The organism is Microbulbifer sp. VAAF005 (assembly GCF_030012985.1).
In the GTDB taxonomy this organism is placed as follows: Bacteria; Pseudomonadota; Gammaproteobacteria; order Pseudomonadales; family Cellvibrionaceae; genus Microbulbifer.
Genome location: NZ_CP120233.1, coordinates 375,427 through 395,593, shown reverse-complemented (window position 1 = coordinate 395,593; position 20,167 = coordinate 375,427). Strand labels below are relative to the sequence as shown.

At 48.7% G+C, this 20,167-nt stretch carries 17 protein-coding genes; 2 read left to right on the top strand and 15 right to left on the bottom strand.

The window, feature by feature from the left end; translation table 11 throughout:
- Positions 1-6: 6 nt before the first annotated feature.
- Entirely contained in the window at positions 7-1,191 is a 1,185-nt protein-coding gene (locus tag P0078_RS01715) for an efflux RND transporter periplasmic adaptor subunit (RefSeq protein ID WP_282932752.1), read from the bottom strand.
- 272 nt (positions 1,192-1,463) lie between these two features.
- Between P0078_RS01715 and P0078_RS01710 the strand changes: the two genes are divergently transcribed.
- A complete protein-coding gene (locus P0078_RS01710) occupies positions 1,464-2,126 on the top strand; it encodes a TetR family transcriptional regulator (protein WP_282932751.1) in 663 nt (220 codons plus the stop codon).
- A gap of 179 nt (positions 2,127-2,305) precedes the next feature.
- Here the strand turns inward: P0078_RS01710 and P0078_RS01705 are convergent, their stop codons facing one another.
- The 12 genes from P0078_RS01705 to P0078_RS01650 all read right to left on the bottom strand — a co-directional run bounded on the left by P0078_RS01705 (position 2,306) and on the right by P0078_RS01650 (position 17,808).
- Positions 2,306-3,406: a SagB/ThcOx family dehydrogenase gene (locus tag P0078_RS01705; RefSeq protein ID WP_282932750.1), complete on the bottom strand. Its 1,101-nt coding sequence runs from the start codon at positions 3,404-3,406 to the stop codon at positions 2,306-2,308.
- Between the two features lie 421 nt (positions 3,407-3,827).
- The gene (locus tag P0078_RS01700; protein WP_282932749.1) at positions 3,828-6,584 is read right to left on the bottom strand and encodes a TonB-dependent receptor; all 2,757 of its coding nucleotides are present in this window, start codon (positions 6,582-6,584) and stop codon (positions 3,828-3,830) included.
- Between the two features lie 159 nt (positions 6,585-6,743).
- Complete coding sequence (locus P0078_RS01695) at positions 6,744-7,439, bottom strand: gluconate 2-dehydrogenase subunit 3 family protein (RefSeq protein WP_282932748.1); 696 nt, start codon at positions 7,437-7,439, stop codon at positions 6,744-6,746.
- A gap of 1 nt (position 7,440) precedes the next feature.
- Positions 7,441-9,237, bottom strand: coding sequence for a GMC oxidoreductase (locus P0078_RS01690; RefSeq protein WP_282932747.1), 1,797 nt, complete (start codon positions 9,235-9,237; stop codon positions 7,441-7,443).
- A 252-nt stretch (positions 9,238-9,489) separates the two neighbouring features.
- Positions 9,490-10,401 (bottom strand): sugar phosphate isomerase/epimerase family protein, encoded by a 912-nt coding sequence (locus tag P0078_RS01685; protein WP_282932746.1) that lies wholly within the window; start codon positions 10,399-10,401, stop codon positions 9,490-9,492.
- Positions 10,398-10,616: a twin-arginine translocase TatA/TatE family subunit gene (locus P0078_RS01680; RefSeq protein WP_282932745.1), complete on the bottom strand. Its 219-nt coding sequence runs from the start codon at positions 10,614-10,616 to the stop codon at positions 10,398-10,400. The genes P0078_RS01685 and P0078_RS01680 overlap by 4 nt, the downstream gene beginning before the upstream one ends.
- A 3-nt stretch (positions 10,617-10,619) precedes the next feature.
- Positions 10,620-11,330, bottom strand: coding sequence for a 3-keto-disaccharide hydrolase (locus P0078_RS01675; protein ID WP_282932744.1), 711 nt, complete (start codon positions 11,328-11,330; stop codon positions 10,620-10,622).
- A 70-nt stretch (positions 11,331-11,400) separates the two neighbouring features.
- Positions 11,401-12,408, bottom strand: coding sequence for a LacI family DNA-binding transcriptional regulator (locus tag P0078_RS01670; RefSeq protein ID WP_282932743.1), 1,008 nt, complete (start codon positions 12,406-12,408; stop codon positions 11,401-11,403).
- A 56-nt stretch (positions 12,409-12,464) separates the two neighbouring features.
- Positions 12,465-13,787 (bottom strand): MFS transporter, encoded by a 1,323-nt coding sequence (locus tag P0078_RS01665; RefSeq protein ID WP_282932742.1) that lies wholly within the window; start codon positions 13,785-13,787, stop codon positions 12,465-12,467.
- 79 nt (positions 13,788-13,866) lie between these two features.
- Positions 13,867-14,928, bottom strand: coding sequence for a sugar phosphate isomerase/epimerase family protein (locus P0078_RS01660; protein WP_282932741.1), 1,062 nt, complete (start codon positions 14,926-14,928; stop codon positions 13,867-13,869).
- Between the two features lie 198 nt (positions 14,929-15,126).
- Complete coding sequence (locus P0078_RS01655; RefSeq protein WP_282932740.1) at positions 15,127-16,296, bottom strand: Gfo/Idh/MocA family protein; 1,170 nt, start codon at positions 16,294-16,296, stop codon at positions 15,127-15,129.
- A gap of 252 nt (positions 16,297-16,548) precedes the next feature.
- Positions 16,549-17,808, bottom strand: a complete 1,260-nt coding sequence (locus P0078_RS01650) for an FAD-dependent oxidoreductase (RefSeq protein ID WP_282932739.1) — start codon at positions 17,806-17,808, stop codon at positions 16,549-16,551.
- A 217-nt stretch (positions 17,809-18,025) separates the two neighbouring features.
- On the opposite strand from P0078_RS01650, the gene P0078_RS01645 reads away from it, so the two are divergent.
- On the top strand, positions 18,026-18,562 hold the full coding sequence (locus P0078_RS01645; RefSeq protein WP_282932738.1) for a lipocalin family protein: 537 nt from the start codon (positions 18,026-18,028) through the stop codon (positions 18,560-18,562).
- Between the two features lie 166 nt (positions 18,563-18,728).
- On the opposite strand, the gene P0078_RS01640 is transcribed toward P0078_RS01645, so the two are convergent.
- Together P0078_RS01640 and P0078_RS01635 are read right to left on the bottom strand one after the other, a co-directional pair.
- Positions 18,729-19,286, bottom strand: coding sequence for a thioredoxin family protein (locus P0078_RS01640; RefSeq protein WP_282932737.1), 558 nt, complete (start codon positions 19,284-19,286; stop codon positions 18,729-18,731).
- A 26-nt stretch (positions 19,287-19,312) separates the two neighbouring features.
- Entirely contained in the window at positions 19,313-19,894 is a 582-nt protein-coding gene (locus P0078_RS01635; protein WP_282932736.1) for an SDR family NAD(P)-dependent oxidoreductase, read from the bottom strand.
- Positions 19,895-20,167 lie beyond the last annotated feature (273 nt).

The window sequence follows — 20,167 nt, the reverse complement described above, 5'->3', positions numbered from 1 at the left end:
CTACCCTTAAGACCCCTGCTGTGCAGGCGCTTCGCCAGCCTGTTGATCGCCTTCAGCCGCCGGCAGCTGCTCATTTTCGCGCTCGCTGGCCTGTACCGGGGCTCCTGGGCGAATTTTCTGCAGTCCGGCAACTACGACCCTGTCCCCGGCCTCGAGCCCATCTTCCACTAGCCAGCGATTGCCAATCGTACGACTAACCCGCACAGATCGCTGGGCAACCACATTTTCCTCATTAACAACCATGGCTGAGGTGTTGCCCTTTGGGTCCCGCGCGATTCCCTGCTGAGGTACCAGAATTGCGTCTTCACGTACACCACTACCGACAATTGCGCGCACATACATACCCGGCAACAGCATGGTATCCGGGTTTGGGACAACTACTCGCAACAACACGCTGCCAGTTGAGGGATCGACACTGGCCTCGGCAAACTCCAGCTTGCCCTGGTGCTCAAATTCGCTGCCATCTTCTAATAGGATTGTCACAGGTAGATGAGTGGCGTCGGCCAGTGTGCCCGCTTGAAGTGCTCGGCGGAGGCTAACAAGCTCAGCTGCCGACTGGGTAACCTCAACATAGATAGGATCTAGCTGCTGCACTGTAGCCAAAGTTCCGGCCTGATTGGCCGTTACCAGAGCGCCTTGAGTAACTGTTGACTTGCCAATTCGGCCAGTAATCGGAGAGGTAACCCGCGCATATTCCAACTGGATTTCCGCCCTGTGCAGCTCCGCCTGAGCTGCGGCTACATCGGCTCGGGCCTCCTGAAGATCGGCTTCTGCAGCATCATTTTCCTGCGTGCTAACGGCACCATTACCTACCAGGTTCGCGGTACGCTCGGCTTTGAGGCGAGCGATGTTCATAGCCGCCTTTGCACCTTGAAAATTTGCTTTGGCACTATCAACGTCAGCACGGTAGAGAGCGTCATCTAGCTGGTAAAGCGGCTGATTTGCACTGACTTGGCCACCTTCACGGAACAATTGGCGTTTTATGATGCCATTAACCTGCGGGCGAACCTCGGCCACTTTAAACGGTGAAGTCCTCCCCGGAAGCTCCCTGGTAAGGGTGACTGATTCAGGCTGAAGTGTGACTACGGTCACTTGGGGGACCATTCCCGGTGGAGCCGAAGCTTCCTCGTTACATCCCGCCAACAATGCGGAAGCGACCAAAAGACTGGTGAGGGCTCGGGCTTTTAACATGACTACCTCTAAACCTGACTGCACAGACAAAAAGTTGGCAGCTAGCGGAATTTTTAAGTGACAGGGAAATCCAATTAAAGTAGCGTGGCATTTTATGGGTTCGTACGAAACATGTTCAACTGTTCATAATCGTGCAATTTTCATCTAACATGCACTTTCACCCAGTATATTCAAGGATTTGCACAGAAAGTCCCTTTGTCCGTTTGCGGTTAATTGCTGTAAAAATGAGTCAGAGTGAAACTAATAATTGATTAAAGAAGCTGCAGTTCCCCATGACCAAACGCAGAGATGAGCAAATTTTAACCACCCGTGAGCGTATATTAAACGCCGCGCTCAATGTGTTTCATGAGTATGGAGTGTGTCGCCCTTCCCTTTCTGAAGTTGCAAAGCTGGCTGGAGTTAGTTGCGGTGCTGTTGCCGACCACTTTCACAGCAAAACCGGTTTGCTACTCGCTCTGACAGAACGCATGGTACTACCCGGCGAACAACTTTGTAATAACGCCGGCGAGCAACTCAACGCCAATCCCCTCGGTACACTGCGAACCCGCTGGGTGTGGCTGTTTCAGGAAATTGCTTGTAACCCAGAGTGGCAGCAGGTACTTGAGATTATCTTCCATCCCTGTGAAGAAAAGGTTACCGAGAACAATGAAGCCCACTTGCGTATGAAGCAAGGGCGCACCCGCGGGCTTGAGCGAATGGCACAACTGATTGCCCTCGCAGTATCCGAGCGCCAACTGCCCGAAGATCTTGATACAGACCTCGCGATGCAGATGTTACACGGTGGCCTGTTCGGTGTGATTGAAACTTGGCTCTTATCCTCAAGAATTGAAGATATCGGCGAACTCGGTGAACGCTATATCGACTCTCTAATCGATATGATCCGCTTCTCCCCCACCATGCGCTTAAGTTCACGGTTGGTCAACACCCTGCACTAACGCACCTTATCCTTATCTATTTCGGTGGGGCATACTGCTTTGCAGTTTTCACCTCACCATAAGTACCTTTTCTCTTTTATGCTCATTGGAAATCCCAAACTGGTTATTTTGGCCCTAAAATCATCGATTACCGCAATGTCAAAGTTCTTTTTTCAGGCAAAACATTTAACTATTACTCATTAATCCAATTTTGTTGAATCAGAAGGCAAGTACTCTACCGGGAAACAGGCATGCTCTCCTTCCCCAATAGCCATAAAAAAGACCATGGCGCTATCCTTATCCAGCTTCAATAGACTCTCAAACTCTTCATCATAAAAAGCGCCGGCTATAAACACGTCTTGTTTTAGGGAATGAGCGTAGAGAAATATATTCTCAGATAAATGACCCGCTTCAAGGTAAGCCATCCGATAGATACGAGAATGACGATACTTAGACCAGAACCGATTAAATTTGCAGACAAAGCAAATATTAACTGCGGCACCCTCGGCATAGGGTTGACCTACCAACAAACGACGTATCTTATCATGGCTAACAGCATCGCCGACTTTGGTTAATCCATGATCAATCGGATTATAGAGGTAAATACCGGGATCAATCCCCTGTACCGAGTGCACTATCAGGTATATATCTGTAGCTTGTAAGGCGCCGCCAGCAGGGCTGCTGCGAAAATACCCAAAATAATTTATTTTGTCTGAGTGGGCCTTATAAAACTTTTCAACAAACGGAGAAGTACGGAATTTGACACAGTGAAAGAGAATCTTTTCCAAAAGCTCTCGCTTTAAAGTAGCTCCCGGTACAAATTTTCGTGAAGAAAAACGAGTCCCAAACACAGATTCCAGCTGATTGGTGATAGGAAAGCTATTCAGTGGAATATCCACTTCTGGATAATTGTACTTGCCTTTAGCCTTTTCCGGCACCTGTTTACAGTAGTCAACATACTGCCCTACCCAAGATACCCTGGGATCTTCACTGTCCCCTTCTTTGTCCTCAGTTGAGGGCGGTAACGAAAGCTTGGTGCCATAATGGTAAAACCAGGATAGTACATCCCAACCCCATTGTTTCCGGGCTAGATCACCACTGATGAAGGCCCCATTACTTTGAAGAAAATCTGCTGCCTTAGTTTCTCCTGTCTGCACATCGGAATAAAATTTATCCAGAATATTTATGAGGGTTTCTTTATCCAAAGCCCACTGATCGTGATGAACAACATCCCACAAGATGACTTCATTTTCACTGAAATAGAGAAAGAAACTATCTAATAAAGCGGAACCTTTCTTCATCGCTTAACCATCATATTTAGTAATATTGGTAAGAAAACTAGAAAGGCAGAATCTCTGAAATCTAAATTAATTTTTACTACCCTCAAGTGAGACGTCCCTATATTTAAGAGCCATCTCACTTTTCAAAATAACTACCTTCTATTAACAGGTAGTGTAGACTGCGACAGCAACTCCCAGAGCATAGGGTGCTGTGTCTTCTATATATACTTTAAACATGATAAATCCCTCCATTCAAACTACTTTAAATTACTCCTCCACTTGAGTACTAGTATAAAATGCACACATTTCCTAGATCGAATTGATATATGAGAGCTAATAAAATACTCAATTGCGCCTAAACTGAGTACGCTGATATGAAATTAAAAATTTTCAGAAAGGTGCGGACACGTCCCTGTGTCCGCGTGACTGGGCGGCAATGAGGTTAGAAACTATAAGTCAGCCCCATATAAGCTCGTCGGCCTGAATATGAGGAGCCCCAGACCCTGTTTTCCTCACCCCAATATCTATCCACCTTCTCTTCGGTAAGGTTGATTATTGAGGCGGTCAACGTCAGGTTATCCATCAAACGATAAGATGCATTAACATCCAACTGATCGTATTCATCAGTGAAAGTGTTCATGCCATTGTGGAATCCGTCTGCATAGTCACTCCGATAATTGTAAGAAGCGCGAATGCTAAAGTCGGTATTTTCATAGTAGAGGGACAGGTTGTACTGTTCCTTCGAAGTGCCGGCAATTTCTGTTTTGGATTTGATACCTTCAGAGTCAATCTCAGCTAGCTCCGTATCTGTGAAGGTATAGTTTGCATAGACTCCAAAGCCATTATCAAAGGCATACTGAACAAACAGCTCTACACCTTGCGCGGTAGCATCAGTGCCATTAACCGGCATAGACATAGACACTGTCCGGGTAACACCATCGACATCCCTTGTCACCATGGAACTGCCGTTGATTACAAACGAAGCAATATCCTTTCTGAACAAGGTCAGTCCTGCAGCAGAGGCATCATCGAAATACCACTCCAGACCCAAATCAAACTGATCAGCTTTATAAGGCTCCAATTCAGAATTGCCTGCATACCCTTGACTGACTGTTGAGCCGGGCAAAGGAGCGTGGATCACTTCAGAACCCCCGAGATTATCGTATTCCACTCTCGCTACGACTCTAGCGAGAGCTGCGCGCATAACCATTTCATCTGAGATATCCCAAGCGATATTAGCACTAGGTAAAATATCAGTATTGCTGCTGTCACGTATATTGGGTTCGTCCTGTAAGACCCCATCAATATTGTCGTAGGTGCTCGCATACTGCTTGGTCTGGACTGCTCGAATGCCAAAGTTTCCGCGCAGGACTGCCAAGGCAAAATTCTGCTGTACATAAGCAGCCGTAATTTCCTCACCAACCCGGTAAACCTGATTTTTCTCGACGATTACCGTAGGGTCACCATAGGTTGCGTATAGAAACTCTTTTAACTTATCAGACTCCAGATAAGCGAAATTTGGCACATTCACACCGCCGATAATATTATCGAGAGGGCCGTTTGAAAGGATATCGATTGTGTCGGGCACACCATCGGGGTCAGTGTGGAATGAATCACTTGGCCACCAGGGGTAACAAGCTCCATCAACATCACCCCAGTTAATCGTTGGACAGGGAGGATTATCATCATCCCAGGATTGTTTGGTGATGCGGCGGTTTATCTCATGGTCCCGGTACTTAACCCCAACATCCAGGGAGGTAAGCCAGGCATAATCCATATCGATGGAAACGTCCAGCTGGTAGTAACTCTCATCGTCCTCGCTGCTGGTCCAATGGGATGAGAACCAGTCATATAAAGGATAAGTGTTGGGATCTCCCAGATCTGCACTGGTATCAATTTCGGCAGTGCCACTGCTGAGATCCCAGCTCCAATCGGTTGCAGTGCCATAACGGGAATTGACTGATGCAAACAATTTCTCAGAGGGGCCGCCCTCTGCACTGGTATTACCGACTACCAGACGAGCACTATACCCATCTCCCTCGTAACTGATATTGAAATCCAGCGTATCCGAAACATATTCCGCTCGAGTGTAGTCACCAGCTACCTGTGGAGACTGTAACTCTGCCTGGCCCCGATCGAGCATACCAATGCCGAGAAGAGTATCACCATCTTCATCAAACTTGAGACTGCCCGGCGCTATTGCATCCCCGTAGTTCCACTCAGGAAATACGATACGATAATTCTCTGAGTTGCCGCCCAGCTCAAAGCGGAAATAATTGACACCAAATTCCAGCTGTTCTACCGGACGCCATTGGGCACTTAGCTGCATGCCATCCCGGGTCCGCTCCTCTTCCAATACACTACCGACAACGGCTCGCGGCGCATAGAAATCCCGGTATTCATTACCGTCGATATCCACCATCGGCCCCCTGGCCTCTACGCCAGCCTGGGGGGACTCATCTCCCTGCCAACCCCAGTTTTCTACCGAGGTGCTAATTACCCGGTTCTGACGATCCTGCTTTGAGTATCCAAACAATACACCAAAGGTTTCCTGATCATTTTTCCATGAGTAAAAACCGGTGTACTGAGGTTCGTACTCCTCAGTAACATCAGCATAAGTACTCTCAATGGATAACATGCCCTCCCCGGAATCCAGGTCCAGTGGCTTGCGGGTGTGTAAAATTACAGTACCACCTATCCCACCTTCATCCAGTTTTGCTTCTGGACTTTTATACACATCCGCTCGGGAGATCATCGCTGAAGGTAGCAATGCGTAGGAAAATGATCGGGATGGATCATCGCCGGGAGTGGCTATATAGTTTCCATTTAGCTGGGTAAAAGTGAGCTCAGGTGCAGTTCCTCGGATACTTACCTCGGCACCCTCGCCGCCGCTTCGAACGATGGATACTCCCGGAACCCTCTGCAAAGAGTCTGCAACATTCTTATCGGGAAATTTACCCATATCTTCAGCGGTGATTGAGTCTACCACCGCATTGGAAAAACGCTTTACATCGAGATTTTTCTCCATGCTCCGGCGAATACCCAATACCTCTACTTCCTCTAGCACCAGACTCTCTGTATCAGATTCACTGGTGCTCTGGGCATTTGCCATACCAACAACACTGCACAACACTAGAACACTTACAGACGTCCTCAATAGATCTAGCTGGCGATTTGTATTTAAGGGTATCTCTCTCATTGCTCAAATTTCTCTTTTATTATTTTTTCCTAGCTTTCCGTTCACCCTAAAAGCCCGGCATATCATTCACCGGGCCACCGGAATATGCCCTACTCTTATCGATCCAGTTCTGTCTCGATATTTTTATATGTGCGTATAGCGCTATAGCAAAAAGCGTCTTTAGCTATCCAAGCCAAGTCGCTTGAGGACTTCAGGGGGTGCTCCAGGGAAACTCGCCATTGGTCGGTTACCCACATAACCGATATCTGCCATACCTTCCTCGGTGGTATAGAAAGCGGTGGACACGAGAACTCGAACTTTGGCAAAGAAACGAGCACCAGCCTGAAACTCTGGCTTTGCCGTGCGAGTCCACTTGATATCCTCACAGATGGCTACTTTTTGAGGTTCATTCAGATCGACAAAGGAACCTCCAAATCTGCGCTTGGACTCACCCTCCAGCCAAACAACCCCTCCCCGAATCGTGACAAGATCCGCTTTATTATTGGAATATGGGGCGCTGACATATTCGTTGATGTAGTGATAGGCCCCTACTGAAGAGGCACTCGGAGAAGTTTCATCTGCGGGAATAATGACGTCGCAAAGTGCTGCCAAGACCGCTAACTCACTCGTTTCAAGCTGCATCTCCCAAGGCACCACGGGATTAAGCAGGTCCGGATCTGTCGCCGTGCCCCTGGCCAGAGTCTGCTTCGGGGCATCCAGGTTCTTTACTACCGGTTCAGCCGCTGGCACCTCCTCTTTCACTACAACTTTTTGCGCTACTTTCTCAGAACAGCCAATGACTGGAACTGCAGCAGCGGTGGTAGCAATCAAACGCAGGGCGTTGCGCCGACCCAGGTTGGTTTTTTCCTCGCTCATATCAGATATTCCTCTTCTTGAACTGGTCCACGATGTAGTCGCAGGTGCGCCAGGCCAGCGCCATAATGGTCAGGGTTGGATTCTTATCAGCATTGGAGACAAAGGGTGCGCCGTCAGTAAGGAAGAGATTCGGTACTTCCCAGGACTGGCAGTAAGGATTGAGCACGGAATCTTTCGGATTTGAGCCCATGCGCGCGGTGCCGACTTCGTGAATAATCGCACCGCCGTTGATAATTGCCTTGGCACCGTCGGTTTGCACGGTAGAGGTGACCTTACCGCCCATACCTTCAATAATTTCAGCAAAGGTTTTGTGCATGTGAGCGGCCTGGTTCAATTCCTGGTCACTCCATTTCCAATGGAACTTCAACACCGGGATGCCCCACTGGTCTACCTGGTCCTTATCAATTTCACAGTAGCTGTCCTCATTGGGAATCATTTCCCCGCGACCGTCAAACCACACAAAGGAGCCGTAGTAACGCCGGCAGGCTTCCTTCAAGTCTTTGCCATAAGCGCCACTGGTAAAATCACCCATACCGCCGAAAGCACCTGCGCCCGGCATACTGCGACCACCGCCGAATTCAATGTGGTAACCACGGGCAAAATCCAGGTCACCACGTAATTGTTCCTTGTACAACCACCAGGGCATATACATGTGCATCGCCGATGCGCCGTCCTCGTTGTGGGCAGGCATACTTTCCAAAGCGGGAATCTGCCCGCCGATACCAGCTCCCACCGTATCCATCAGGTATTTCCCTACGGCACCGCTGCCATTGGCGATACCATCGGGGAATAAAGTGCTTTTGGAATTAAGGAGAATGCGCGAAGTTTCAGCCGCACTGGCTGCAACAACCACAGCGCGGGCACTGGCAAATCTTTCCTGACGGGTATCTTTATCAATATAGATAACCCCGTTAGCCTTACCTTTTTTGTCAACGGTAACTTCACGCACCATGGCATCAGTAATGATATCCAGGTTGCCCGTCGCTAATGCCGGTGGCAGTAGTACAGTCGTGGACTGGAAATTCGCCTTAATTGAGCAACCGCGCCCACAGGGCGTAGCCCAAAAACAGGCTGCGCGAGATTTCATTGATTCCCGGGTGACGTCCTGAGCCAATTTATTGTTTGGGAATAATTTCTGCGGAATATTTTCGTGATCCAGACGCTCACTGAGAATAGCCAGGTGAGAGGGAATTACAGGGATCCCCAGTCTATCGCACGCTTTTTTGGCCAGGAGTTCATAGGCACGGGGCTTCGGGGGCGGCAGCAACACACCCGCAGAAGAGTCGGGAGTATTCTCTAACCCCTCGTTGGTGCCATAGACACCAATGAGCATCTCGGTTTTATCGTAGTACGGGGCGAGATCGTTATAACTGATCGGCCAGTCAAAACCGAGTCCGTCCCTTGAATAGGGTTTAAAATCATACTCACCCATTCGCAGGGAAATCCGTCCCCAGTGGTTCGTGCGACCACCCAGCATACGGGCACGCCACCAGTCAAAACGGCGGCCTCTTTCCCTAGAGCCCTGAGTGTAAGGTTCACCAGGTACCTGCCAACCCCCGTCAACCGTTGCATCATAGAAACCGAACGGCTTTTCCGGTGTGCTACCCCCACGCAAAGGCGCATCTTTTGGGAGATTAAACATCGGGGTTTCCTTGACTGGGTCATAGGATCTCCCCGCCTCCAGCAATAGAACCTTGAGCCCTGCAGTGGCTAGTACATAGGCAGCCATACCGCCGCCAGCACCAGATCCAACAATCAGTGCGTCATACTCTTTCTTCTCGAAGTCATCATTCGGCATCGCCTCTCTCCTACTTCATCAATTATTTTTGTTTTACTCGTTTAATTTTAATTAACTTATAAGATAAATCTGTAACCGGTTACATTTTCTGTCAAAATTTTTTATCTATCCGTTACATCTAATGTCTAACTTATGTTTTTTTAACCAAAAATACTAATTCTTATGAGCATTTTTAACTAGCCTAGAAATTCATAAATATTATGATCAAAAAACGCAAGTAACCGGTTACATTTTTAATCAAATAATTATTACTTACTCGCTATATAGTTCACCCTGTCGCGACAAGCGCAGCAAAAGCTCTTTCGTTGCATTGATCCCCCAGTCTTCATCGCCGGCGCCTTCATACTCAATCCCGATATACCCCTTGTAACCCGCCTTTTGAATTAGCCGCAGCATCCGGGCAAAATCCGTATTGGTCTCATTTCCCCGCTTATCAAATGAAAAACTCTTTGCGCTGATTCCGCGGGCAAAGGGCATCAACTGCTCTACTCCCAAGTAGCGGTCGTAGTCACCAAAGTTTCCAAAGTCTGGCAAACTTCCACAGTTCGGCATATCCACTGACTGTAATAACTGGGATAACCAAAGTCCGTTTGAGGAATAACCACCGTGGTTTTCCACCGCAATATTGATGTCGAAATCCAAGGCAAACTCTGAGAGAGCTCGCAGCCCATCTCTACAAGCGGAACTAACCTCCCTGCTACTACCCTGTCCGCCAGCATTCACCCTGATAGAGTGGCAACCCAAATATTTGGCCGCTTCAACCCACTGGAAATGATTTTCTACCGCTTGTTGTCTTTCGCTAGCATTTGGGTTGCCAAGATCACCTTCTGCATCAACCATAATCAAAAGGCTTTTAACCCCGTGATCAATTGCACGCACTCTCAACGCTGAAAGAAAATTCTGATCCCTGGCCTTATCAGCAAAAAACTGATTGACATACTCTACCGCGTCAATTGCAAATGCCTTTCTTGCCTTAATAGGGAAATCCAATACCTTGAGAGCGCCACTTCGCAATTGCCGATGCAGGGACCATTGGGCCAGGGAAATTTTCACAGGGCCACCCGGGGTATTGGTAATGATTCGCCCACTATTACCAAACAAGGGGGCGGTAAAAGCAGCTGCAGCAAAGCCGGCACCAACCTGTAGCAAAGTTCTACGCTTCATTCCCGCTCCCCAGCTTGGAGTAGATTGCCAGACAAGTTACCTGGGGAACCTTCTCTAGTGCCATCCTTATCGCTTTGATGCAATGAGCGGCGGAAACCACTAATCGCTCCTCCAAGGTCTTCTCCCAGACGGCGGATCTTGCCACTACCAAACAATAGAACCGCTAACACAAGAACAATAAGTACCTGCCAAATACCCACGCCTGAAATACCCATGATTTATAGCTCCCGAATTCTGATATTGCGGTACCACACTTTGTCGCCGTGGTCTTGTAAAGCAATAAAGCCGCTCTCACTACGGGCAAAATCGGGGTAAGAGGAAAACTTACTGTTGGCAAGACGTATATCCCAATCTTCAGACCAGAGTTCATAGCTGACAATCATGCTTCCATTCAGCCAATGTTCAACCCGACCATTCTCCACTCGAATACGCGTTTTATTGAATTCTCCTGCCGGCTTTACCTCATCTTCGCTGGGTGCATACAAGTCGAAGACTGACCCTGCGCTGTGGCTCAGTTTTTCCAGTTCGGGAAAAGCACTGTTATCAAGTACCTGGTATTCCATACCTGACATCCAGACTGGTGCATTGCCACCAGCTACCCGATAAATAATGCCGCTGTTGCCACCTTCAGAGATCTTCCATTCCAGTTCCAGCTCAAAATCAGAAAACTTATCTGCAGTGACGATATCCCCGGCTCCACCAGCAGTGAGCACCAGGTTGCCATCAACGACCTGCCAAGCCTCTCCTACATGGGAGCCATTGGCACCGGTCCAACCCTGCAACGTTTTACCGTCGAATAAGTGCCGCCAGTCTCTATCCGCTTGTATACCGGACTTTTCCGGCATCCGTTCACAACCCCCTAGTGTGACTAGTAGTGCTGCTGAGGCCAGTATAGACGTGCAAAATTTTGTCTCAGTGAATTTTTTCATCGTTGTTATCTCCACATGAATTGGTGTTTATCTAATCAGTTCGCCGTGATGGTTTTACATCCGTACTCTATTAATCCTGATAGCGGGCAGTACTTCCCCTTGCCACTAAATCAAAGGGCAAAATAGTTCGACTCGCTTTTAACGGTTTTCCGTCAATAATGCGACGCAAGGTTTCCATCGCATATCTGCCCAGCTTCTCTGCGGGCTGGTCAATTGTTGTCAGGGGCGGGTCCGTAAATTGCGAAAACTCAATATTATCGAAGCCCGCCACTGATACATCCGCAGGCACCTGCAAACCCATTTCCTTCGCTTGATGAACAGCACCAATAGCCATTTCATCATTCATACAAAAAATGGCGGTAGGAGCACTGGCTAAAGAGAGCAATTTTTTTGCACCCTCCACACCAGACGGCATAGTGAATTCTCCGTTTACAACCAGGTCAGAATTCAACTCGAGACCGTGCCGTTGCATCTCCTCCTCAAAACCGGCCAGGCGATCACGCACAATCGGACTATTAAGTGGGCCGGTCACTATGCCGATCCGGCGGTGACCCAGCTCGATCAAATGGCGAGCCATGGCTTGCGCTGCGCCGGAATTGTCCAGTTCAACAACCGGATAGCGGTCGTCTTCAGCAATGCGCTCACACGCATTTACCATTGGAATTGACGCTGCTAAAGCTGCATCTTTCTCTGCAAATGGGTAGCGGCTATCCAGTTGAATAAGCCCATCTGCCTGATTCGTCAGCGCCATTCCCGCATAGAACTGCTCATGAGCTGGTTCGCCCTTGGTATCTCCCAGCAATACGGAGTAACCCTGGTCTTGAGCTGCCTTTTCTATCCCTCGGATAACTTTGGAAAAAAATGGATTGGCGATATTTGGGACCAGAACCATCACCGCAAATGACTTACCAGAACTAAAGTTTCTCGCCAACATATTGGGCCGATAGCCGGCCTCTTCCACCGCTTTCAGCACCCGCTCCCTGGTCCGCGGAGAAACCATTTGCGGGTCTTTCAGGGCTCTGGACACGGTCGCGACGGAAACACCGGAGCGACGTGCAACTTCGCGAATGTTTGACATACTTTTCCGTTACTTTGTTGTTAGTAGGCGACTATTTTCGCACAAATGGAAAACGCCTACTGGTTGCCTACTGCAGTGACACCTTGCACTTTGCTCGCTGCCTGCCTGCGATCCCAAAACCAGATAAACGCAAAAATCGGCAGCAAGATAAGGGGAACCACGGCCAGTGACTGGAATGATTCGATAGAGGCGGTTGCCAACACAGCATCCAGTTCATCGCCCGTTAACTTTTCAAAGGCTTCCAAACCACCGGCAGCCTCAATCTTGGCGTTGTCGAAAATTTCTCCAAGTTTCGGCAGTACGAATTGAATAGACATTCCCCCAGCAAACCCCAGCAACCCCAAAAACAGTGCGCCACCGCGTACAAAACGCTCGGATACCGTAGCGAGCATGGTGGGCCACATATAGCAAACACCGATAGCCCAAACAGTCGCCGCCAGGAATGCAGTAACTGGAGTTCTTGCCATTCCCAGGCTATAAAGCCCTATTGCCGCAAGTAGACTGCTTGACCAAAGTAGTCCTGCAGGCGACAGTAACTTCGCAAGATGGCCGGCGAAATGGCGCATTACAAACATCACCATGCTCACATATACCAATAATAAGATCCCTTTCATTCCCACTACTCTTGAGAGTGTCAGGTCTACCCATTGCATGGGAGCGAGTTCCGATGCAGCTGTCAGCCACATGCAAACCCAAAGCAGAATAAACATTGGCTGCTTAAAGACTTCTCTAAACATCTCTCCGTAACTGATCCCAGTGGAAACCCGCTCAGTAACTGGGAACTTAGTCGTGATTACTAGTCGTGCCAGTACTATGGCAGGTATGAGTAATACAACTAAGTTGAGTTGCCAAGGCAGCGCGTATTTAGATATTGCCAGGCCAAGCAACCCCCCAACGACCATTCCCGCTGGCCACCAAGCATGCAATATATTTAAGCGGTGTGTTTTATTCTCTGGGTCGACAGCAGCAACCATTGGATTGCTGGCGGCTTCGACGGCCCCCCAACCTAACCCAGTAAGAAGCAACCCAATTAATACCAAATTCTCTACACCAGCACTTGGGGGTATCATTGAAGCAAAAATTATTAATAGGCTACCTAATACATAGCCAATTGAAGACAGTAATAACATTCTCTTAATGCCAACTAAGTCTACTAGGGCACTGCCAAATAGAAGTGTGAATGCGAATCCAGCAAAAGTAATACCAATAGCTTCACCAAGCATAGCTGTGGAGTTCGCTAAATCGATATGATTGTAAATATCTTCTTGTAAGTTAGTGGCTATAACTGCCCTAACAGCTAAACCAAGACCAATCATAAAAATTGAGAGATTTCCCACCAGGAAAATTTTCTTATCCAGTGGTTCAATTTGGGTACTCATCAATCCAATCTCCGCATAATTTATTATTATTCATTACTCACTGACATCGGCTTCCAATTATTCATACTCGGAAGCTAAGCTACTCGAGCCCTAAAATCCTACGATTTCGAGCGCGATCTGTTTCAGCACCGGCAAAATCATCAAAAGCTTTGTCAGCCACGGTTATCAGGTGCTCCCGAATAAATGGCGCACCCTCGCTGGCCCCCTGCTGTTGATCCTTAATGCAACACTCCCATTCCAATACCGCCCAGCGATCGTAACCGTACTGGGTCAGTCGGCTAAAAATCCCACGAAAATCTACCTGACCATCCCCCAGGGAGCGAAAGCGACCGGGGCGGTCAATCCAGGGGGCGTAACCGCCGTATACTCCAGCCCTTCCACTCGGATGAAACTCCGCATCTTTCACATGGAAAGCCTTGATTCGCTCGTGATAGATATCGATAAAGGCCAAGTAATCCATTTGCTGTAAGAGCAAATGGCTCGGGTCATACAAGATGTTGGCTCTAGGGTGATCTTCCACCTCGTAAAGAAACCGCTCGAAGGTCAAGCCATCATGCAGGTCTTCACCGGGGTGCAGTTCATAGCAGACATCGACCCCCGCGCTGTCAAACGCATCCAATATCGGACGCCACAAACGGGCCAGTTCGCGAAAACCTTCTTCAACCAACATCGCTGGGCGCTGGGGCCATGGATAAAAAGTGTGCCAGAGTAAAGCGCCGGAGAAAGTTGCATGGGATTTGAGCTTCAGGTTGGCACTGGCCCGAGCTGCAAGAACTAACTGATTGCTCGCCCACTCTGCACGGGCTTGCAAGTTTCCGCGTACTGCCTCTGGAGAAAAAATATCCAGCATTTCCTTATAGGCTGGGTGAGCTGCGACCAACTGCCCCTGCAAATGCGTAGACAATTCAGAAATCTGTACCCCAGCCTCCTCACAGATCCCCAGTACATCATCACAGTAAGCTTGGCTTTTACTGGCCAGCTCAAGATCGAAAATCCGCTTGTCCCAAGTGGGAACCTGGATGCCTTTGTACCCCAGGTCTGATGCCCAACGAGCCATAGATTCAAGCGAAGCTGGCTGTTCGCTCGATGGGAGAAACTGGGCGAGAAAAATTCCGGGCCCCTGAATTCTGGGTGCCTTCATTTATTGTTATCCTTTTTACTGCTGTACTTATTAATTCTGCAACCAACCCTTTCCAAGCGATTGGTTTGCACCTTTTGAGAAAATTCTTCAAAAGGTAACTGGCCGCAGACCGACACCGGCACCTCCCTGTGCCGTACTAGCTGCCGGACGCCCACCCTGCCAGAGATACCTAAATTCTGTGAGGTTGGACCTAGCCGCTCACTTCCAATAAGGCGCCAGGGAAACCCATGAGGATTTTGCGCGACTGCTCTCCAGCACACCGCGCACAAATGCCATCGCGCGAACACCTGCATCAATGTTGCCAACGGCAGGACTGTTCTTTGAAATTACCCCCTCGCGGCGGCCTCGGACTTGACCAGCAAAATCGCGATAGATATTGGCGAAGGCCTCTATATAGCCCTCCGGGTGTCCTTGAGGTGTCCGGCAGAAAGACCTGACGTCTCCATCCAGATACTCACAATCCGCACCGGCTTTCCAAATCGCCACAGGCTGCCCCCTGCGCTTTACTTGCAATTGGTTTGGGGCTTCCTGCTCCCAAAACAGCGAACCGTCTTCACAGTAAACGCTGATATTCAGGTTGTTCCCCTCTCCTCCACAGACTTGACTGGCTGTAAGTGTTCCTCGGGCGCCCTGATCTAATTTAAATAGCGCTGCACCATCATCATCCAACGCTCTTTCATCAACTACCGCTTGCACGTCTGCGCAGACTTCAGAGATATGCTGGCCAGTAAAAAACTCCACCAGATGATGAGCATGGGTGCCTATATCCGCAAAGCAGCCACTTTCTCCCGAACGTGCAGGATCTGTTCGCCAACTCGCCTGCTTACTTCCCGTGGAATCACCGGCTAGAGCCAGCCACCCCTGCGGATAGGTAACGGTAACTCGTCGAATAGACCCCAACTCTCTCCTGCCCAGGATTGCTCTCGCTTGCATAACCAGAGGGTAAGCAGCATAAGTGTGGGTCAAACCATAAAGATGCCCGCTTTGCTCCACTTCCTTTTTAAGCTCAAGTGTTTCTTCCAAAGTGGAGGCGGCTGGCTTGTCGGAGAGGACATGGAATCCCGCCCGCAACGCAGCAATAGAAACGGGTAAATGGAGGTGGTTGGGAGTTACTACAGATACAAATTCAACTCGATCATCAGCGCTGCCACGGGATTCCTCTTGGAACATCTGTTGATAGCTTTGGTAAATCCGGTCCGGGTGAAGCCCCAGCTTTTCACCAGTTTTACGACTGCGTTCGGAATCGCCACTAAAGCAGCCGGCGACTAGCTCTATCTCACCGTCGAGAGCTGCTGCCATCCGATGGATTGCACCAATAAAAGCACCCTCTCCACCACCAACCATGCCCATTCTTATTTTTTTAACCAAACCCCTTCCCCTCGGGCCACTCAAAGAACCAGCTGAATAAACAGCCTATTTATTTTTATTTCCGTGTTTTGTAAGCGGACACGCTGTTTCCAGATCGCGGTTTTCGTAGCACTCCACCGTTTGAAACAGAATGTAACCGGTTACATTTCAATTTAAGATACAGAAAAAAATGTCTTTGCAAGCGAAATACGTTGTTAATATCGCCTTATTGGACTCATAGACTGATGGCTCAACGCTGAAATACTAAGCAAATCACCTGATTGGCAGGCCCATTTTCTGGACAAACTCAGCCCAAGGGTGCCACTTCAGCTCGTCGCTTTGCCATTTATTACAAATAGCTTGATGACCAACTGACTGCGACAGCAAGCTACCTATCGCTTTAGGTTGAGGATGCCGAGGCTTAGCTTTTGAGCGAACCCATTTCCCGGCCTCCTTTGCAGCTTCCACGGCGAGACCCCAGTGATTCGGCCAAACCGCCAAGAAATTGGCTATATCAAAGCTGTGGATGTGGTATGGACGCGGATAGTTTAACTGCACAAGAGCATCCCCATCCGGCCCTGGAGCGTCAGTTTTCCAACCTGCGTAAACACCCCAATGGCAGCCGGCTGCCCAATCCTCAAACCCGGTCATACAATTTGCCAATCTATCCAGGGTATCCCGGATTAACGCCCTCTCTATGGGCGGGGCCACCCTCATGTCAACCACACCAGAGCGAAATCTGGGGTGCTCTGGATTGAGGGTGAGAATCCAAAGTCCCTCTCCACTTTCCAGCGGGTGATATGCCACTACCATGTCCATCAGGAAGGCTGAGATTGGAGGGGTATTAGCACCCTTAGCCAGCAACATATGTAGGGGCCGAACAACTTGGCTATCCCGCACACCTTGAGCTGGCACTCCAAGACTTTCGAGTATTGCTGCATTGCCCGCCCCGCATGCTGAGAGAACCAACTGGGGTTTTATTTGGTGGGAACTACCACCGATATCGGCAGAGACCTCAGTCACGCCACCACTATCTTTGTCGAATTTTCGGATACTCCCTTTCACCAACTTCTCGCTAACAGGAGCACTAAAACGTCGATAGGCTTCAGCGCCGTCAAACATAAGGTCATCAGCAAATCGATAGCACTGATGCGACGGCAAGCTAGTTGTTACCAGTGGAGCTGGAATCGGCACCTCTTCCACTGGAATACCCGCCGCAATCCAGTTGGGCTCGACAGTATCTAAAAATTCTCGGGGAAGCGCGGCATAAAAATCTGTTATGTGGCTATCAACACCATCGCTCTCCAGTTGTGTGCGCCAAAACTGTGCGGCCTTTAAGTAAGCTTTTGCCGCACTTGGGTGTGCCGCATTCCAGCCTGAGGAGAAATAGCCATGAAAGTGTAATGACTCGGCATCGTCTAACCCCTGGTCTATTGCCAGCACAGAATAATCTGTTGATAGCTCTCGCAACAATGAAATCGCTTGAATTCCGCCCCCTAATACCAGGACGTCTACGTCTACCGTTTTAGCCATGGTCAGCCTCAAACAAATCCTATCTATCACCACTTAGCAAAGGCTGGCCTTCTGTCAACTTCTAGGACCTCAGCTCATTCACCTAGGTGACACTTTTTTGAAATTCAGATTAAACACAGAACTTGGTTAATCCGTTCCAGTTATATCCCCGTAAAGAGATTGTCGCTTAGCTATGAAGCTGGCGACCTAAAAAACTGCGAACACAAGGAGCGAGGAAATGAAGAGTTTATTGAGAGGTATAGGGATTGTACTGTTTGCACTCAGTACCCAGGCCGTTCTGGCAGATGATGAACTGGAAACGGTTCCCTATGTCGATGTGAATCAGTATCTCGGCAAGTGGTATGAGATTGCCCGGCTACCGCAAATTTTCCAGCCGGCTTGTACTGCGGTAACAGCGGACTACGGCCTCGATGATGATGGATCTATCAGCGTTTTCAATTTTTGTCGAATCTTACACCCAAAATATGGGTTCCCGATCAGTGTTCAGGGTACTGGAGTCCCCATTGATGAGACGAACAGTAAACTCGCTATCACCTTCTTTGAGGGTAAAGCTGCCGGCGACTACTGGATACTAGAGCTAGATCCTGGCTATCAGTGGTCACTCGTTGGTGATCCAGACCGCTCCAGCCTCTACCTGTTAAGCCGCACTCCCCAGCTGGATGAAGCTATTACAGACTATCTACTAGACCTGGCAGTTACAAAGCATGGTTACAACATTGACCACATCATCATGACCCGCCAGCTTACTGAGTAAATAAGAAAGCGGGTGTCACACTTCTGGCACCCGCCACTTAACAAGCTACATTAACTTTTCATTAATTCTTTATAATCAATAGGTTAACTAATTATATTAATGTATTTTCTTATATTTTTGTGTGCTTTATGTTCGCCAGAGCATTCCCGTCAGCTAGCAACCCATATCAGTTATGGTTACCACTCCATTTAATAGAGCACCCCATACTTGGCTGCTGCTTTTCCGGCCCTGCCTCAGTCTCTGCGATCAACTTCATTGCATTGACCAGCTCCCTGGTTCGGCCTGCCGGGTTTCCCATTCCCGCATCATCGATTCTGCCTCGATATTGGAGCTCTCCATCCTTATTCAGCCCGAAGAAGTCTGGTGTACATACCGCCTGGTAAGCTCTCCCTACGGACTGATCTTCATCAACCAAATAGGGGAAAGTAAACCCATGGTCTCGGGCAAACTTCGCCATATAAGGAGGACTGTCAATCTGGTAATCGCGATAATCGTTTGACATAACGGCCAGAACATTAATGCCCAGCCCTTGTAGTTCTCGCACATCCTCAGCTAAACGATTTGCAATCGCCTGAACATAGGGGCAGTGATTGCAGATAAATGCAATCAACAGCCCCTTGCTTCCCAGATGGTCCGACATTCGAAAGCTCTTGCCGCCAGGGTCTTTCAAAGTAAAGTCTGGGGCTTTCCATCCGAAATCACATACTGGTGTATCTAGTAACATTGCCCGATCCTCTCCTGGGTTCTAAGTTAGCTTTCGATCTCAAGTACGCTCTTGGCAAAGGGAGCGTAAATTTTTGCGACCTCTTGAGCCATCTCATCTGGATAAACAAAAAAATCACCCGTTGTTAGTGCCTTCATAATGCCATCGAAGACGATGCTCGCTGGAGGGGCTCCCTCTCCCATGCCTGCGGAGTCGGCCATATCCGTCTTGATTGGACCAGCAATAACACTGATAACTTGAGTCCCCTGCTCGACCCAGGCCTCCCTCAAACCCTGAGTTACTGCATAGGCAGCCGCCTTTGAGCCGGAGTAACCAGTAAATGGGAGAAAATTTTTGATGGATGCCAGTGAGTTCATTTGAACAAAGACACCCCCACCATTAGATTTCAAAACAGGGCCAAACGCTTTGGCCAGGTTTATCAGTGGGTAAACATTGCCCTCCATTTGATACTTGAAGCTATCCACAGCATCATCGTCCAAGGGTGTCGATAGCTTCACTACGCCCGCATTAGAGACAACCAGATTGACATCACCGGCAACCTTTGCAGCGTTTTGAATGGTTTCTTCACGTGAAAGATCAAATTTCATAGGAGAGATCCTTGCTACCACTGTTTCGACCAAGTGGTAAAAACACAACTCGCAGATACAACTACTGGCACTCGCCCGATATTCGCCTATTGCTCCAAAATTAAAACGCCATTTTTGCGGTCACAGAGATTATTGGAGCAACACTTTTAGACGAGGAGCGCTCACTCGAATTAATAAAGTGGTAACTGGTGCAACTTCATGACCCTAAAAGCCTTCAAAGTCACCAAAGTGGTGCTGACCTATTAGTCAAAGTGATTGTTTTTAACGCTTTTTTACAGTTGCAGTTACACAATA

Coding starts and splice junctions, on each gene's coding strand:
- P0078_RS01715 (WP_282932752.1), bottom strand. CDS start 1,191: ATGTTAAAAGCCCGAGCCCTCACCAGTCTTTTGGTCGCTTCCGCATTG.
- P0078_RS01710 (WP_282932751.1), top strand. CDS start 1,464: ATGACCAAACGCAGAGATGAGCAAATTTTAACCACCCGTGAGCGTATA.
- P0078_RS01705 (WP_282932750.1), bottom strand. CDS start 3,406: ATGAAGAAAGGTTCCGCTTTATTAGATAGTTTCTTTCTCTATTTCAGT.
- P0078_RS01700 (WP_282932749.1), bottom strand. CDS start 6,584: ATGAGAGAGATACCCTTAAATACAAATCGCCAGCTAGATCTATTGAGG.
- P0078_RS01695 (WP_282932748.1), bottom strand. CDS start 7,439: ATGAGCGAGGAAAAAACCAACCTGGGTCGGCGCAACGCCCTGCGTTTG.
- P0078_RS01690 (WP_282932747.1), bottom strand. CDS start 9,237: ATGCCGAATGATGACTTCGAGAAGAAAGAGTATGACGCACTGATTGTT.
- P0078_RS01685 (WP_282932746.1), bottom strand. CDS start 10,401: ATGAAGCGTAGAACTTTGCTACAGGTTGGTGCCGGCTTTGCTGCAGCT.
- P0078_RS01680 (WP_282932745.1), bottom strand. CDS start 10,616: ATGGGTATTTCAGGCGTGGGTATTTGGCAGGTACTTATTGTTCTTGTG.
- P0078_RS01675 (WP_282932744.1), bottom strand. CDS start 11,330: ATGAAAAAATTCACTGAGACAAAATTTTGCACGTCTATACTGGCCTCA.
- P0078_RS01670 (WP_282932743.1), bottom strand. CDS start 12,408: ATGTCAAACATTCGCGAAGTTGCACGTCGCTCCGGTGTTTCCGTCGCG.
- P0078_RS01665 (WP_282932742.1), bottom strand. CDS start 13,787: ATGAGTACCCAAATTGAACCACTGGATAAGAAAATTTTCCTGGTGGGA.
- P0078_RS01660 (WP_282932741.1), bottom strand. CDS start 14,928: ATGAAGGCACCCAGAATTCAGGGGCCCGGAATTTTTCTCGCCCAGTTT.
- P0078_RS01650 (WP_282932739.1), bottom strand. CDS start 17,808: ATGGCTAAAACGGTAGACGTAGACGTCCTGGTATTAGGGGGCGGAATT.
- P0078_RS01645 (WP_282932738.1), top strand. CDS start 18,026: ATGAAGAGTTTATTGAGAGGTATAGGGATTGTACTGTTTGCACTCAGT.
- P0078_RS01640 (WP_282932737.1), bottom strand. CDS start 19,286: ATGTTACTAGATACACCAGTATGTGATTTCGGATGGAAAGCCCCAGAC.